Origin of the sequence: Comamonas testosteroni, assembly GCF_000761245.1 — a bacterium.
GTDB lineage: Bacteria > Pseudomonadota > Gammaproteobacteria > Burkholderiales > Burkholderiaceae_C > Comamonas > Comamonas testosteroni_C.
This window is the reverse complement of the sequence record NZ_AWOR01000068.1, coordinates 125,775-141,896: the sequence shown is the minus strand read 5'-3', so window position 1 is coordinate 141,896 and position 16,122 is coordinate 125,775. Positions and strand designations below refer to the sequence as shown.

Sequence of the window (16,122 nt, the reverse complement as noted above, 5' to 3'; positions counted from 1 at the left end):
TTAACAGTGCAACTGGCTGTGAGAAAATTGCTAATAAATACTGAGTCGCCTATGTCTGAGTCTGAAGTCCTGTCGCCTGTTTCCAATATTGAAAATCCCGCGGAGGACAGTCCTGCCGCTCCCGCCATGGCTCCTGCGCGCAAGCGCCCCAAGCCCGGCGAACGCCGCGAGCAAATCCTGCAGGCATTGGCCTCCATGCTGGAAAAGCCCGGTGCCGACCGTATTACCACGGCGGCCCTGGCTGCCCATCTGAGCGTGAGCGAGGCGGCTCTGTACCGTCATTTCGCCAGCAAGGCCCAGATGTTCGAAGGCCTGATCGAGTTCATCGAGCAGTCCGTCTTCACGCTGGTGCAGCAGATCGTGGGCCGCGATGTGCCCGAGGCTGCACATGACCCGATCACGAGTGTGCGCAATGCCAACCGCGTGGTGGCATTGCTGCTGCAGTTTGGCGAAAAAAACCCCGGCATGGTGCGCGTGATGGTCGGCGACGCCATTGTTTTCGAGCACGAGCGTCTGCAGACCCGCATGAACCAGTTCTTTGACCGCATCGAGTCCACCTTGCGCCAATGCCTGCGCCCTGCCGCTGGCGCCATGGGCTCTGCTGCACCGACGGCCGAAGCATCGGTCGCGGCCAGTGTGCTGACCTCGTTTGCGCTGGGGCGTCTGCAGCGCTATGCCCGCTCGGGCTTCCGCCGCCTGCCCACCGAACACCTGGATGCCAGCCTGGCCATGATGGTCGTGGTCTGAGTCGCTCGCCCGAGCACTCTTTGAGAAACGCCGCAGTCTCAGGACTGGCGGCGTTTTTTATTGTGTATCAAGCCACCTGAGTCGGCAAAAGTTCTGGCAGGGAAGGCTAAGTATTTACCCTTGATGGATTCAAAAGCGGTCTGAAACTGTGCAAAATAGAACGAACGTTCGTTTTATTGAGAGTTTCATGGCTTCGTCTCCCGTTTCCCGTTCTTCCACTTCTCCCGCTGCCAGGGATGCGACGCATAGGGCCGGCCGTTCGGGGCAGCGCGGGGAGGCTGGGACTGCGAAGACTAGCGCAAAGTCTCGCAAGCTGCACGCTCAGGCGCAAGATGCGGTTAGCCCCAGGAAGGCCGTTGAGGCTGCGGCCGCCCGGTCTGCGGGCCGCTCGCTCGCCAAAGGTCAGCAGACCAAGGCCACGATTGTCGAGGCCGCGCTCAATCTGGCAACCCATATCGGGCTGGAAGGCCTGTCCATTGGCGCGATTGCCGAGCTCACGGGGATGAGCAAATCGGGCGTGTTTGCCCATTTTGGCTCGCGCGAGGAATTGCAGATTTCCGTGGTGCACGAGTACCACGACCGTTTCGAGCAGGAAGTCTTCTACCCCGCCATCGAGGCGCCGCGCGGCATTCCGCGTCTGCGCGAGCTGTTTGGCAACTGGATGAAGCGCACTTCCATGGAGATCGATTCCGGCTGCATCTATATCAGCGGAGCGGTGGAGTTCGACGACCGCACGGGTCCGGTGCGCGATGCACTGGCCGAGTCCGTCAGCACCTGGCTGGCCGCCATGCGCCGCACCATTGTGCAAAGCCAGGAATGCGGCGATCTGCGTGCCGACGCCGACGCCAGCCAGTTGCTGTTTGAAATTCACGGCCTGATTCTGGCCTTGCACTACGAGGCCCGCTTTTTGCACAGCGAAGGCTCGATAGAGCGGGCCCATGCAGGCTTCAACAATATTCTGGCGCGCTATGCCAGCGAGCCGACGGCCGCCTGAGGCCGCCTGCAATCCGCGTCAGTTCATAACCCAAAAGCAAACCGTTCAACGCGCAACCATCACAGGAGACGACAAATGCCCAGCTACAACCCGCCACTGCGTGACATGCAATTCCTCATGCACGAGGTCTTCAAGGTCACCGAGACCTACCAGCAGATTCCCAAGTACGCGGAGGTCGATGCCGACACCATCAACGCGGTGGTCGAGGAGGCGGGAAAGTTTGCGGCCAATGTCGCGTTTCCCCTGAATATCTCCGGCGATGAAGAGGGCTGCACGCTGAACAAGGAGACCCACGAGGTCACCACGCCCAAGGGCTTCAAGCAGGCGTACGCGCAGTTCATCGAAGGCGGCTGGCCAGCTCTGTCCTGCGATCCGGAGTATGGCGGCCAGGGCCTGCCCTTCGTGCTCAATTCGGCGCTGTATGAAATGCTCAACAGCGCCAATCAGGCCTGGACCATGTATCCCGGTCTGTCGCATGGCGCCTATGAGGCCCTGCATGCCTACGGCACGCCGGAGCAGAAGAAGACCTATCTGGGCAAGCTGACCAGCGGCGAGTGGACCGGCACCATGTGCCTGACCGAGCCGCATTGCGGCACAGACCTGGGCCTGCTGCGCACCAAGGCCGAGCCGCTGGCGGACGGCAGCTACAAGATCACCGGCAACAAGATCTTCATCTCGGCCGGCGAGCATGACTTCACCAGCAACATCGTGCACCTGGTGCTGGCGCGTCTGCCCGATGCGCCCGTCGGCTCCAAGGGCATCAGCCTGTTCGTCGTGCCCAAGTTCAAGGTGAAGGCCGATGGCTCGCTGGGCGAGCGCAACCCGATTTTCTGCGGTGCGCTGGAGCACAAGATGGGCATTCACGGCAATGCCACGGCCCAGATCAATATCGACGGCGCCGTCGGCACCCTGGTGGGCGAGCCCAACAAGGGTCTGCAGGCCATGTTCGTGATGATGAACGCGGCCCGTCTGGGCGTGGGCAACCAGTCGCTGGGACTGACCGAAGTGGCCTACCAGAATGCACTGGCCTATGCCAAGGACCGCCTGCAGATGCGCAGCCTGTCGGGCGTGAAGGCCAAGGACAAGCCGGCTGACCCCATCATTGTCCACCCCGATGTGCGCCGCATGCTGCTCACGGCCAAGGCCTATGCAGAAGGCGGTCGTGCGCTGTCCACCTTCTGCGGCCTGCTGCTGGACAAGGAGCTGCACCACCCCGACGAGAAGGTGCGCAAGGACAGCGGCGAGCTGGTGGCGTTGCTGACGCCCATCGTCAAGGCCTTCATCACCGACAACGGCTGGACGGCGACGGCCCTGAGCCAGCAGGTCTTCGGCGGCCACGGCTTCATCAAGGAATGGGGCATGGAGCAGTTTGTGCGCGATGCGCGCATCAACATGATCTATGAAGGCACGAACGGCATCCAGGCGCTGGATCTGCTGGGTCGCAAGATCCTGGGCAACCAGGGTGCGACGCTCAAGAAGTTCGGCAAGCTGATCGCCCAACTGGTGGAAGAAGAAGGCGTCAACGAGAAGATGAGCGAGTTCATCACGCCCATTGCCATGCTGGGCGAGCAGATGACCAAGTTCACCACCGAGATCGGCTTCAAGGGCATGCAGAACCCCGACGAAGTCGGCGCAGCCGCCGTGGACTATCTGCGCGTGGCCGGCCATCTGGTCTTCGGCTACCTGTTTGCCCGCATGGCCCAGGTGGCGCTGCGCGAGATCGCGGCCGGCAATGCGGACCCCTTCTACCTGGGCAAGCTGCAGACCGCGCGCTTTTACTTCGCCAAGCTGTTCCCCGAGACGGCGACGCTGATGCGCACCGCTCGCGCAGGCAGCCAGTCGCTGATGGACAGCGACGCGGCCCTGGCCTGATGTTCCGCAGGCGCATGCTGTATTGCTATTGAAAGAGTAGCTGCATGCGCCTATTCATCCCTTGTTTTGAATATAAAGGACTCGGAAATGAAGAAGATAAAAGCGGTAGCAGCTCTTGTATTGGTAGCGGGCAGCATGTCGGCTGCCTGGGCGCAGATGTCGCCCGTAGGCACCTGGCGCAGCATGGATGAAAAGGAAAACACGCCCAAGGCGCAGGTGAAGATCACCGAGGCCGGCGGCGTGGTCACGGGCAAGGTCGAGGCCCTGCTGCGCAAGGGCGCCGATCCGAATGCGCTGTGTACCGAGTGCAAGGACGAGCTCAAGGACAAGCCCGTGGTGGGCATGACGCTGATCAGCGGTGTCAAAAAGGCCGAAGGCAAGGAAGTCTGGGAAGGCGGCAAGATTCTCGATCCCGAAAACGGCAAGACCTATACCGTGCGCCTGACGCCCGTCGATGACGGCCAGAAGCTGGAGGTGCGTGGCTCCATCGGTCCCTTCTGGCGTACCCAGACCTGGATTCGCGTCCAGTAAATCTCAAGACAAAAACAGCCAGCGCCTCAGCCCATGCTTTGTCCGTGGCAAGGCCGCTGGCCCTTAATGGAACATAGCTCATGTCCCGATTCAATGTGAAAAAAGTCGCCGTGCTGGGCGCGGGCGTGATGGGTGCGCAGATCGCCGCCCATCTGGTCAACGTCAAGGTGCCGGTCATTTTGTTTGACCTGCCAGCCAAGGAAGGCTCCAAGAGCGGCATTGCAGAGCGCGCCATTGCCAACCTGAAGAAGCTCAAGCCTTCGCCGATCGGCGTGGCCGATGATGTGGAGCTGATTCAGCCGGCCAACTACGAAGAGCATATGAAGCTGCTCAAGGGCTGCGATCTGGTGATCGAGGCCATTGCCGAGCGCATGGACTGGAAGCTGGACCTGTATCACAAGATCGCCCCGTTCGTCGCCAAGCATGCGCTGCTGGCGTCCAACACTTCTGGCCTGTCGATCACCAAGCTGTCCGAGGCCTTGCCCGACGCCATCAAGCCGCGCTTTTGCGGCATCCACTTCTTCAACCCGCCGCGCTATATGCAGCTGGTGGAGCTGATCAACACGCCCACCACGCAGGCCCAGGTGCTGGACCAGCTCGAAGCCTTTGTCACCAGCACCCTGGGCAAGGGCGTGGTGCGCGCGCACGACACTCCCAACTTCATTGCCAACCGCATCGGCATCGCCGGCATGCTGTCCACGATGAAGGAGGTCGAGAACTTCGGCCTGTCCTTCGACGTGGTGGACGATCTCACGGGCAAGAAGCTGGGCCGTGCCTCCTCGGGCACCTTCCGCACTGCCGATGTGGTGGGCCTGGACACCATGGCCCATGTCGTCAAGACGCTGCAGGACAATCTGAGCCTGGAGACCGACCCCTTCTACGCAAGCTTCGGCACGCCGCCCGTGCTGGCCAAGCTGATCGAGCTGGGCAACCTGGGCCAGAAGACCAAGAAGGGCTTCTACAAGAAGGTCGGCCGCGACATCTTCCAGTTCGAGCTCGACAGCGAGGACTACATTCCCGCAGGCGGCAAGGCCGATGAGGTCTACGGCCGCATGCTCAAAAAGCCCGCTGCAGAGCGCCTGAAGCTGCTGCGCAATGCCGAGGGCAAGGAGGGCCAGTTCCTCTGGGCCATTTTGCGCAACAGCTTCCACTATGCCGCCGTGCATCTGCAATCCATTGCCGATTGCGCACGCGATGTGGACCAGGCCATGCGCTGGGGCTTCGGCATGAAGCAGGGTCCGTTCGAGCTGTGGCAGGAAGCCGGCTGGCTGGAAGTGGCCAAGATGGTGCAAGAGGACATCGACGCCGGCAAGGCGCTGTGCAAGGCGCCGCTGCCTCAATGGGTCTTCGAAGGTCCGGTGGCCGAGGCCGGCGGAGTGCACACGGGAAATGGCTCGTGGAGCCCTGCGCAGAACCAATTCGTGCCGCGCCGTGTGCTGCCCGTGTACGAGCGCCAGCTGTTCCCTGAAAAGCTGCTGGGTGAAACCGATCTGCCCGACTGGCAGACGGCAGGCACGACGATTGCCGAAACCAGGGCACTGCGCACCTGGACGCTGGACGAGGATGACAGCCCCTCCGGTAAGCGGGTCTTGATCGCCAGCATCAAGAACAAGATGCACGCCATCAGCCCCGAAGTCATGGAAGGTCTGATGGAGGCGGTGGATACGGCCGAGAGCGACTTCGATGGCATGGTCATCTGGTCCGGCGATGCGCCCTTCAGCGTGGGCGCCGATCTGGAGGCCACCATGCCTGCCTTTGTGATCGGTGGAGCGGACGCCATCGAGAGCATCGAGCAGGAGCTGCAGAACCTGATGCTGCGCCTGCGTTATGCACAGGTGCCCGTGGTGTCAGCCATTCACGGGCTGGCGCTGGGCGGTGGTTGCGAGATGGCGGTGTATTCGGCACGCCGCGTGGCCCATATGGAAAGCTATATCGGCCTGGTGGAAGTCGGCGTGGGCCTGGTGCCCGGCGCCGGTGGCCTGACCTATATCGCGCGCCGCGCTGCCGAAAATGCCGCTACCAGCACCGGCAAGGATTTGCTGCCCTTCCTGACCGAAGGCTTCACGGCCGCAGCCATGGCCAAGGTGGGAACCAGCGCACTGGAGTCGCGCAAGCTCGGCTATCTGCTGGACAGCGACATCGTCGTGGCCCACAAGGACGAGGTGCTGTTTGTTGCCATCAACGAGGCCAAGGCCATGGCAGCCGGCGGCTGGCGTGCGCCGCACAAGCGCAGCTTCCCCGTGGCGGGCCGCAGCGGCCAGGCCACGATCAAGGGCTCGCTCGTCAATATGCGCGACGGCGGTTTCATCAGCGAGTTCGACCAGCATATTGCCGGCCTGATCGCCAATGTGGTCTGCGGCGGCGATGTCGATGCCGGAACGCTGGTGGATGAGGCCTATCTGATGAGCCTGGAGCGCAAGGCTTTCTGCCATCTGATTGCTCACCCCAAGACCCATGAACGCATTCTCGGAATGCTCAACACTGGCAAACCGGTACGCAACTAAGGCGAAGCGAGGAGAAACAAAAATGAAGCAAGTACAAGACGCCTATATCGTTGCTGCCACGCGCACGCCCATCGGGCGCTCGCACAAGGGCTTTTTCCGCAACTACCGTCCCGACGATCTGCTGGCCACCACGCTCAAGGCGGCGCTGGCCCAGGTGCCCGGCCTGGACCCCAGGGCGATCGAGGACATCGTCTGCGGCTGCGCGATTCCCGAAGCCCAGCAGGGCCTGAATGTGGCGCGTATCGGTGCCGTGCTGGCAGGGCTGCCCACCAGCATCGGCGGCATCACCGTCAACCGCTTCTGCGCCTCTGGCCTGTCGGCTGTGGCCATGGCGGCAGACCGTATCCGCGTCGGTGAAGCCGATGTGATGATTGCCGCCGGTGTGGAGAGCATGAGCATGGTGCCCATGATGGGCAATGCGCCCAGCCTCTCGCCCAGCATCTTCGAGCGCGATGGCGATGTCGGCATTGCCTACGGCATGGGCCTGACGGCAGAGAAGGTGGCCCAGCAATGGAAGGTCTCGCGCGAGGCGCAGGATGCGTTTGCACTCGAATCGCACCGCCGCGCGATCGCCGCGCAGCAGGCAGGCGAGTTTGCCGCCGAGATCACGCCGATCGAAGTCACCGACCGCACGCTGAACATTGCCACGGGTGAAACTGTGACCAGCACGCGCACCGTGAGTCTGGACGAAGGCCCGCGCCCCGATACCAGCCTCGAAGGCCTGGCCAAGCTGCGCACCGTGTTTGCGGCGCGCGGCTCGGTCACTGCGGGCAATAGCTCGCAGACCAGCGACGGCGCGGGCGCGCTGATCATTGCCAGCGGCGATGCCGTCAAGCGCTTCGGCCTGACGCCGCTGGCGCGCTTTGTCAGCTATGCCAGCAAGGGCGTGCCGCCCGCCATCATGGGCATTGGCCCTATCGAGGCCATTCCCGCTGCGCTGCGCTACGCGGGTCTCAAGCAGGACGATATCGACTGGTACGAGCTCAACGAGGCCTTTGCGGCCCAGTCCCTGGCCGTCATCAACACCCTGGGTCTGGACCAGAGCAAGGTCAACCCCATGGGCGGCGCGATTGCACTGGGCCATCCCCTGGGGGCGACCGGAGCCATCCGTGCCGCCACCGTGGTGCATGCGCTGCAACGCAAGCAGCTCAAGTACGGCATGGTGACCATGTGCGTGGGCATGGGTCAGGGCGCGGCAGGCATCTTCGAGCGCGTCTGAACGCTGCGACCATGCAGACCAACCCGTCGCAAGCCTCTGGGCAAGTTCCGGTGCAAGCCGCCGTGCAATGGACGGAGTTGGCCTTGCCCATCTCCGTGGGCTCGGCCCATCTGGTGCTGCGCCAGTGTCAGCCCAGGGCGGCAGCGCCGCTGGCCCAGGTGGTGGTGGCGGGCGCCATGGGCGTGCAGCAAAGCTACTACCAGGCTTTTGCCCGCTGGCTGGCGGAGCAGGGCTATGGCGTCACCACCTTCGACTACCGCGGTCATGGCCTCTCGCTGCAGGTGCCGCTGCGCGATGCCAGGGCCGACCTGCTGGACTGGGCCAAGGACTGCGAGCTGGTGGCCGCGCAGCTCAAGCAGCAGTTTCCCCAGCAGCCACTGATCTGGATTGGTCATAGCGTGGGTTCGCAACTGCCGGGCCTGGCCTCCATCCCCTTGCCCATCAACGGCTTGTTGTCCGTGGGCAGCGGCAGCGGCTACTGGCGCGACAACGCGGCGCCCACCAGGCGCATGATCGGGCTGTTCTGGTGGGGTGTCGCTCCGCTGGTCACGGCTTTGTACGGCGCTTTTCCGGGGCGCAAGCTGGGCATCGTGGGCGATCTGCCGGCAGGCGTGATCTGGCAGTGGCGTCGCTGGTGCCTGAATCCTCTGTACGCCATGGGGGTGGAGGGGCGCTGGGCCGCCGAGGCCTATGCAGCAGCCCACTACCCCTTGCATGCGCTGTATTTCGAGGACGACGAAATGATGTCGCTGGCCAGCGTGCAGTCGCTGGTGGACTGGTACAAAAGTGCGCCCAGCACGCTGGAGCGAGTGGACCCGGGGCTGGCTCCGGCCGGACGCATAGGCCATCTGGGGTATTTCAAGGAAGAGATGCGCGAGCTACTGTGGCAGCCCCTGTTGCCTTTGCTGCAGAGCTGGCGCGCCGGTGATCGCGGCCCAGGCAAACCCTTGTTCGGGCCGCATGAGTCACCTGTTTGACGGCTTTCATTACCGCCCTTGGGCAACACTGCCAATCATGAGCACAGACCTCCACCCCTTTGATCGTGCCGTAGCGCTGACCGCTACGGGCGTGCCCAATCAGTACCAGGGAGCGGCCTCGCCCGACTACTGGAATATGGTCGGTCCTTATGGCGGCATCACGGCGGCCAGCCTGGTGCAGGCCATTCAGCAACACCCGCAGTGCCTGGGCGATCCGCTGTCCATCACCGTCAACTATGCGGCTGCCGTGGGGCCGGGTGCTTTCGAGATCGACGCCAACCCGGTGCGTACCAACCGCTCCACCCAGCACTGGCTGCTGACGATCACCCAGCCCGATGCCCAGGGCCAGCCGCAGATCGTGACCACGGCCACGGCCGTGACCGCGGTACGCCGTCAGACCTGGAGCGTCAGCGATATGCCCATGCCCGAGGTCCGGGCTGCCGCCGAGGTGGAGCGTGTGCCGCCGCTGTTCAAGGCCTCCGAGTGGCTGACCCGCTATGAGATGCGATTTGTGGACGGAATCCTGCCGCGTGAAGAGGACGGTGCCGAGCGCGACAGTCTGACGCGACTGTGGGTGAGAGACAATCCGCCGCGTCCGCTGGATTTCGCGTCGCTGGCTGCGGTCTCCGACGTGTTCTTTCCGCGGGCGTGGCTGCGCCGCTCCAGGCGCGTGCCCGCGGGTACGGTGTCCATCACGGTCTACTTCCATGCCGGACGCGAGGAACTTGCTGCGGCAGGCGACGGATTGCTGCTGGCGCAGGCGCGCGGGCAGGAGTTTCGCAACGGATTTTTTGACCAGACGGCCCAGCTGTGGAGCCAGTCCGGCCAGATGCTGGCGACCAGCCACCAGATTGTTTACTACAAGGAATAGCGCGCCGAAACCGGCAAGCTGTTCACATCATTCACAAGGCAAGACCATGAGCAATACCCAGGATAGCCAGGACATCCTGGTGCACACCGAAGAGGGCGTGTGCACCATCACCTTCAACCGTGCGGCAAAGAAGAACTCCTTCACCGAGGCCATGTACACCCAGATGGCGGATGCATTGGCCGCCGCCAAGGTGGACGCAGGCGTGCGCGTGGTGGTGTTTCAGGGCGACATCGCCATCTTCAGCGCAGGCAACGATATTGCGGACTTCCTGAAGCAGGCCTCAACCCCTGGTGCCATGGGGGCCGATGCGCCCGTGTGGCGTTTTTTGCAGGAAGTCTCGGCCTGTCCCAAGCCGCTGATTGCTGCCGTCTGTGGTCCGGCCGTGGGCATTGGCACCACGCTGCTGCTGCACTGCGATCTGGTCTATGCCGGCGATAACGCCGCATTCTCGCTGCCCTTCATCAACCTGGGCGTATGCCCCGAAGCCGCGTCCAGCCTGCTTCTGCCCCAGATGCTGGGTTATCACCGCGCCGCCGAGGCCCTGCTGCTGGGCGAGCCCTTCATGGCAGAAGCCGCGCTGGAGGTGGGCCTGATCAACCGCGTGGTGCCGCCCAGCGAATGCAATGCCGTGGCACAGGCCCAGGCCAGAAAGCTGGCGCGCAAGCCCCTGTCCTCGCTGATCGAGACCAAGCGCCTGATGAAGGGCGGCCAGGCCAAGGCAGTGGGCGAGCGTATCGTGGAAGAGGGCGCGGTCTTCGCCCGCATGCTGCGCGAGCCCGCGGCCAAGGAAGCACTGACGGCCTTCATGGAAAAACGCCACCCTGACTTCAGCCAGTGCTGAAGTCAGACATTGAGGCAGCAAGCTGAGCGCAGCGATGGGGGTGTTTCTACCCAAGGCGCCACCCGGATTTCGGCATGTGCCGAATCCAGGCCAGCTTCGCCGGCTTGCGGCCGTGCCGAACTGAAAATCGCCCCTTGTCGGGCGATTTTTCTTTGACCTCTTTTCAGGGTTGCCTATGACATCCAGGTTTGTACCGTCCCGTAATTCAGCGCAGGAAATTGCCGAGTCCGTGCAGTTCGAGCCTGAGTTCATCTCCGGCTTGCGCGAGATCTTTGAAACGCGCGTGGCCTTCAACCAGACGATCGGTCTGAAGATCGGCGAGATCACACCCACGCTGGTGCAGGGGCATATCGCCATGCGCCCCGATCTGATCGGACATTCGGCCTACCAGCGCATTCATGGCGGCGTGATCAGCGCCGGCCTGGACTCCATGGGCGGGCTGGCGGTGATGGCGGCCATTGCGGCCAAGCATATGGACGATACGCCCGCGCAAAGACTGCATCGGTTTTCCCGGCTGGGCACAATCGATCTGCGTGTGGACTACATGCGCCCCGGCATCGGCAAGGAATTTCTGCTCAACGCCAGAGTGCTGCGCCTTGGCTCGCGGGTGGCGAACACTCAGATGGAGTTTCTGTCGGTGGATGGCGAGCTGCTCTCGACCGGCACCGCGGCCTATATCGTCTCTTGACGATCTCTGAAACGAGAGCGTAAAGCGCCTGCGAAATATGGACTGGCAGCAAAATGTGCTTCAAAGACGGGCAAGTGAACGCTTGCCCGGATGCTGCCAAATCTTTCATTGTGTGAGATCAGGCAATGCATGCAAGTAACTGAAACTTGTGAAAGCTTTGCTTACCGTTATTGCGAGATAAGGGCAAATGTTGCCGCTTATGCTGCATAGGATGGCGCTTTCTGACTAGGAGATTCCTGCCATGGCTGTGCAAAACCCGTTCTTCGGCAAACGTGAAAACGATAGCTTTCCTCCACGCAATTCCGTCACCGGGCTTTCGACAGCGAATAGTGCTGCGACATCTGGCGCCAGCTCTCTGAGTAACGCGGGCCTTGGCACGGCGTCATCCAGCACCATGCGTGCGGCTGCGACTGCAGCTCCCACCGCGCCTGCTGCGGAGGAAAACGGAGGCAGCAAGCTGACCGTCGGTCCGAACATCAAGCTCAAGGGCGTGGAAATCACGGACTGCGACACCTTGGTAGTGGAGGGAACGGTTGAGGCGACCATGAACTCCCGTGTCATCAAGATTGCCGAACAGGGTGCTTTTCATGGCACAGCCGAGATCGATATTGCAGAAATCCACGGCAAGTTCGACGGCACTCTCACGGTGCGCGAAAAGCTGGTGATCTATGGTTCCGGCAAGGTCAGTGGCACGATCCGCTATGGCAAGGTGGTGATCGAAGAGGGCGGCGAGCTGACGGGGCAGATCGAAGCGGGAACCCGTTCCGGCGCCAGCAGTTCCAGCAATGCCTCTGCTTCAGCCTGGAGCAAGAGCAGTGCCGGCAGCAGCGCCAGCAGCCAGGTGACCGGTGTGGCCAGCAGCAGTGAAACGACGGGTAGCGCTGCAGTCGCCTGAATCTCTGCGCACAGCCCATGAAAAAAGCGACCTTCAGAGGTCGCTTTTTTATGTCTGAACAATGTCAGCTCTTGGCGGCAGCAGCCTGAGCCTGGATTTTCTCGCGCCAGGCGCGTGTCTGCTCGGTGTCAGGCAGAGACTGGGGCTTGCCGGTGGCGTCTATGGCCACATAGGTCAGGCGGGCCTCGGTCACTTTGACATATTTGCCCTGGTCGGAAAAGCGCTCGGCAAAGACTTGCACATCCACGGCGACCGAGGTACGACCCACATGCTGCACGCCGGCATAAAAGGACAGAATGTCGCCCACGCGCACGGGTTGCTTGAAGATGAATTCGTTGACGGCCACGGTCACCATGCGGGTGTGGCTGATGCGCTGGGGCAGCACCGAGCCGGCCAGATCCACCTGAGCCATGACCCAGCCACCGAAGATGTCGCCATTGGCATTGACATCGGCAGGCATGGGCACGACTTTGAGAACCAGTTCCTTGTCGGCGGGCAGGGCAACGCTGGGAAGGTCGGGCGAACGGGGGGGCATGGAAATCTGTGACACGAATGGAAAGATTGAATTGTCCCTCAACATCGGGTTTCTACCATGTTGGCGAGGAAAAGCCACTAACGACGGTTCGGGCAAGTAAGTAGGGAGTAACTATGGGACGGTGTTTGTGGTGGATCTGTGGATGCCTGAGTGTCGTGCTGGCGGCCTGCAACAGCCATCCGGTAAAAGCCCCAGTATCGGGCAGAGACGATATGGCATCTGCAACGTCACTCAAGTCGCTTGTACAGGCCGTGCAGCCCTCCTGCCATCCCGAGCCCTTGACCGGCGCGGCAGCGCTGGCCGGGCCTTTCACTGCAATGACTCCCAGGCAGGCCTTGCAGGCCGGTGCGCTGAATGCGCGTGTCTGCTGGGCTGGCGGGCTGCGCACCATAGAGTCGGTCGGCGAGCAGCGCGATTGCATGGTTTTGCTGCATGCCGAGTTCAGCGAGCAGGGCTTTCTGTCCTGGCCGCGCGAGGCAAGCTTCTTCAAGGCCTGCGGTGCAGGTCCGTATGACAGACAGTTGCTACAGCCCTTCACCCTGGTCTGGGTGAGCGCAAAAGTGACGGGACAGGCAGAATTCGTGGGTACCCAGATTCCCGTCATCGAAATAGACGCCCTCTACCGCGGCTCCGACTGCCTGCAGGGCGACACAGCCCCACAATGCGTTCACAGTTACCTGCAACCCCAGAAGAAGCCGCAGTAGCGGCAAACCAGTCAGACGGCGCCACGCTGCGTCGCCTCATTCCCTATATCTGGAGCTATAAATGGCATGCGCTGGCGGCGCTGGCATTCATGATCTGCGCCAAGCTGGCCAATGTGGGCGTGCCCATCTTGCTCAAGCACTTGGTCGATGCGCTGGATATCAAGCCCGGGCAGGCGCAGGCCGTGCTGGTGGTCCCCATGGGGCTGCTGGCGGCCTATGGATTGCTGCGCTTTTCCTCCACCATGTTCACCGAGCTGCGGGACCTGGTCTTTTCCAAGGCCACGCAAGGGGCATCGCGCTCTATTGCGCTGTCTACCTTCGAGCATCTGCATGCACTGAGCCTGCGCTTTCATCTGGAGCGCCAGACCGGCGGCATGACGCGCGACATCGAGCGCGGCGTGCGCAGCACCGAGTCGCTGATCTCGTATTCGCTCTACTCCATCTTGCCCACGCTGATTGAGATGGCGCTGGTGCTGGGCATTCTGGCCGTGCGTTTCGACATCTGGTTTGCCGTCATCACGCTGGCAGCGCTGGTGTTCTATATCGGCTTCACGGTCACAGTGACGGAGTGGCGCACACGCTTCAGAAAAGAGGCCAATGCGCAGGAGTCGGCGGCCCATACCAAGGCCATTGACTCGTTGCTGAACTATGAGACCGTCAAGTACTTCAACAACGAGCAGTTCGAGTCAGCGCGCTACGACGAGAACCTCGAGAACCTGCGTCGCGTGCGGCTCAAGAGCCAGACCACGCTGTCCATGCTCAACTGCGGCCAGCAGCTCATCATCGGAGCGGCGCTGGTGGCCATTCTGTGGCGTGCCACGCAGGGCGTGGTCGACGGCAGGCTGACGCTGGGCGATCTGGTCATGATCAATGCCTTCATGATTCAGCTCTACATTCCGCTGAATTTCCTGGGCGTGATCTACCGCGAGATCAAGCAGAGCCTGACCGACCTGAACCGCATGTTCACGCTCATGGACAAGGAGCGAGAAGTGGCTGATGCGCCCGGTGCCCAGCCCTTGCAGATTGACAATCCGCCGCCTGAAGTGCGCTTTGAAAACGTGCAGTTCGCCTACGATAGCGCGCGGCCCATATTGCATGACGTGAGCTTCACCATTCCTGCGGGCAAGACCGTGGCCGTGGTCGGTCCCTCGGGTTCGGGCAAGAGCACGCTGGCACGTCTGCTGTTTCGCTTCTACGACGTGCAGGGCGGCCATGTGCGCATTGCCGGGCAGGACATCCGCACGGTGACCCAGAGCAGCGTACGTCACTGCGTGGGCATCGTTCCGCAAGATACGGTGCTGTTCAACGACACGGTGGCCTACAACATTGCCTATGGGCAACCGGGCGCCACGCAGGAGCAGGTGGTTGCAGCGGCCAAGGCTGCACGCATCCATGACTTCATCGAGCGCACGCCGCAGGGCTATGCCACGCGGGTGGGCGAGCGCGGCCTCAAGCTCTCGGGCGGTGAAAAGCAGCGTGTGGCGATTGCGCGCACCCTGCTCAAGAACCCGCCGATCCTGATCTTCGACGAAGCAACTTCGGCACTGGACAGCGCCAACGAGCGCGCCATCCAGAACGAGCTGCGCAGCGCGGCGCAGGGCAAGACCTCACTGGTCATTGCCCACCGCCTGTCCACCGTGGTCGAAGCGCATGAAATCCTGGTCATGGACAGCGGCCGCATCATCGAGCGCGGCACCCACGAGGAGCTGCTGGCCGCCGGCGGGCGCTACTCCAGCATGTGGAATATGCAGCTCAACCAGGCGGAGTCTGCGGAGATTCCCGCCTGAGTGCGGCCACTTTTAGCCAGACTTCTCACAGGCCACCTTAGGGTGGCTTTTTTTGCGCCTGCATTGCTTGTATGTATACATGTTGTTAGGTGTTTACCCTTGAATTTGCAATTAAATAGCTGTTATTTGATTTTTATGTATACATTTCTTCCGTCTACCAAGAACTAAATACCCGCGAGACATGCCACCCTCCATTGCCCCCGCTGCTGCAGCGGAAGAAAACCATTCCCAGGTCGTGAAGGCGCAGCTGCAGCTGCGCGAAATGATTCTTGCCGGCGAGATGGCTGCCGGAGAGCGCATCTCCGAGCTGGTGCTGGCTGAGCGTCTGGGCATCTCCCGCACCCCCATACGCGCAGCGCTGATGCGGCTTGAGCAGGAGGGCATGCTGGAAGCCACGGCTGGCGGGCGCGGCTACAAGGTGCGCGTGCTGTCCGAAGCCGATGTGTCGGACGCCATCGAGCTGCGCGGGACGCTGGAAGGTCTGGCGGCGCGCATGGCGGCCGAGCGCGGTGTGGATGAAGCCCTGCTGGCGCGAGCCGCGCGCTGTCTGGATGCCATCGACCGTGTGCTGGATGCCCAGAACTGGGGCGACGAAGCGTTTTCCGCCTATGTGGCCTTGAACTCCGAATTTCACGACATCCTGCTGGAGATGTCGGGCAGCAGCTTCATGCAGCGCGAGCTGGAGCGGGTCAAGCGCCTGCCCTTTGCCTCCCCCTCTGGCTTTGTGGTGGCCGACTCCGAGTCGCCGCGCGCGCTTCGCAGCCTGATCCTGGCGCAGGAGCAGCACCGCGAAGTGATTGACGCCATCGAGCACCGCGAAGGCGCGCGTGCCGAGGCGTTGATGAAAGAGCACTCGCGCATTGCGCGGCGCAATCTGCGCGAAGCCATGCGCTCGCCCGAGACCACACGCGTACCCGGTGCGCAACTGATTCGCGCCAGCCGCTGATGCCCGGTCCG

15 protein-coding genes are annotated in these 16,122 nt (G+C 62.3%); 14 read left to right on the top strand and 1 reads right to left on the bottom strand.

The window, feature by feature from the left end; all coding sequences use genetic code 11:
* The first annotated feature begins 51 nt into the window (after positions 1 to 51).
* The 11 genes from slmA to P353_RS19540 all read left to right on the top strand — a co-directional run bounded on the left by slmA (position 52) and on the right by P353_RS19540 (position 12,139).
* Complete coding sequence (slmA, locus tag P353_RS19590; RefSeq protein WP_034373339.1) at positions 52 to 747, top strand: nucleoid occlusion factor SlmA; 696 nt, start codon at positions 52 to 54, stop codon at positions 745 to 747.
* A gap of 187 nt (positions 748 to 934) precedes the next feature.
* Positions 935 to 1,741 carry a TetR/AcrR family transcriptional regulator gene (locus P353_RS19585; RefSeq protein WP_113707742.1) on the top strand — a complete coding sequence of 269 codons (807 nt, stop codon included), beginning with the start codon at positions 935 to 937 and terminating at the stop codon, positions 1,739 to 1,741.
* A gap of 75 nt (positions 1,742 to 1,816) precedes the next feature.
* Entirely contained in the window at positions 1,817 to 3,613 is a 1,797-nt protein-coding gene (locus P353_RS19580) for an acyl-CoA dehydrogenase C-terminal domain-containing protein (RefSeq protein WP_034373336.1), read from the top strand.
* Between the two features lie 87 nt (positions 3,614 to 3,700).
* Positions 3,701 to 4,144, top strand: a complete 444-nt coding sequence (locus P353_RS19575) for a DUF2147 domain-containing protein (protein WP_034373332.1) — start codon at positions 3,701 to 3,703, stop codon at positions 4,142 to 4,144.
* An 80-nt stretch (positions 4,145 to 4,224) separates the two neighbouring features.
* Positions 4,225 to 6,648, top strand: coding sequence for a 3-hydroxyacyl-CoA dehydrogenase/enoyl-CoA hydratase family protein (locus P353_RS19570; protein WP_034373329.1), 2,424 nt, complete (start codon positions 4,225 to 4,227; stop codon positions 6,646 to 6,648).
* A gap of 22 nt (positions 6,649 to 6,670) precedes the next feature.
* Entirely contained in the window at positions 6,671 to 7,867 is a 1,197-nt protein-coding gene (locus P353_RS19565; protein ID WP_034373327.1) for an acetyl-CoA C-acyltransferase, read from the top strand.
* An 11-nt stretch (positions 7,868 to 7,878) separates the two neighbouring features.
* Positions 7,879 to 8,844: an alpha/beta fold hydrolase gene (locus P353_RS19560; protein WP_034373324.1), complete on the top strand. Its 966-nt coding sequence runs from the start codon at positions 7,879 to 7,881 to the stop codon at positions 8,842 to 8,844.
* Between the two features lie 37 nt (positions 8,845 to 8,881).
* Complete coding sequence (locus tag P353_RS19555) at positions 8,882 to 9,715, top strand: acyl-CoA thioesterase (RefSeq protein ID WP_034373322.1); 834 nt, start codon at positions 8,882 to 8,884, stop codon at positions 9,713 to 9,715.
* Between the two features lie 46 nt (positions 9,716 to 9,761).
* A complete protein-coding gene (locus P353_RS19550; protein WP_034373319.1) occupies positions 9,762 to 10,556 on the top strand; it encodes an enoyl-CoA hydratase in 795 nt (264 codons plus the stop codon).
* A gap of 175 nt (positions 10,557 to 10,731) precedes the next feature.
* Entirely contained in the window at positions 10,732 to 11,244 is a 513-nt protein-coding gene (locus P353_RS19545) for a thioesterase family protein (protein ID WP_052084943.1), read from the top strand.
* Positions 11,245 to 11,485: 241 nt separating this feature from the next.
* The gene (locus tag P353_RS19540) at positions 11,486 to 12,139 is read left to right on the top strand and encodes a bactofilin family protein (RefSeq protein ID WP_034373316.1); all 654 of its coding nucleotides are present in this window, start codon (positions 11,486 to 11,488) and stop codon (positions 12,137 to 12,139) included.
* Positions 12,140 to 12,203: 64 nt separating this feature from the next.
* On the opposite strand, the gene P353_RS19535 is transcribed toward P353_RS19540, so the two are convergent.
* Positions 12,204 to 12,674, bottom strand: coding sequence for an acyl-CoA thioesterase (locus P353_RS19535; RefSeq protein ID WP_034373313.1), 471 nt, complete (start codon positions 12,672 to 12,674; stop codon positions 12,204 to 12,206).
* 212 nt (positions 12,675 to 12,886) lie between these two features.
* Here P353_RS19535 and P353_RS29640 point away from each other — a divergent pair, with 212 nt between their 5' ends.
* The 3 genes from P353_RS29640 to P353_RS19520 all read left to right on the top strand — a co-directional run bounded on the left by P353_RS29640 (position 12,887) and on the right by P353_RS19520 (position 16,111).
* The gene (locus P353_RS29640) at positions 12,887 to 13,378 is read left to right on the top strand and encodes a hypothetical protein (RefSeq protein WP_196354082.1); all 492 of its coding nucleotides are present in this window, start codon (positions 12,887 to 12,889) and stop codon (positions 13,376 to 13,378) included.
* A complete protein-coding gene (locus P353_RS19525) occupies positions 13,336 to 15,165 on the top strand; it encodes an ABCB family ABC transporter ATP-binding protein/permease (RefSeq protein WP_034373310.1) in 1,830 nt (609 codons plus the stop codon). The genes P353_RS29640 and P353_RS19525 overlap by 43 nt, the downstream gene beginning before the upstream one ends.
* Before the next feature lie 181 nt (positions 15,166 to 15,346).
* Complete coding sequence (locus tag P353_RS19520; protein ID WP_034373307.1) at positions 15,347 to 16,111, top strand: GntR family transcriptional regulator; 765 nt, start codon at positions 15,347 to 15,349, stop codon at positions 16,109 to 16,111.
* The last annotated feature ends 11 nt before the right edge of the window (positions 16,112 to 16,122 follow it).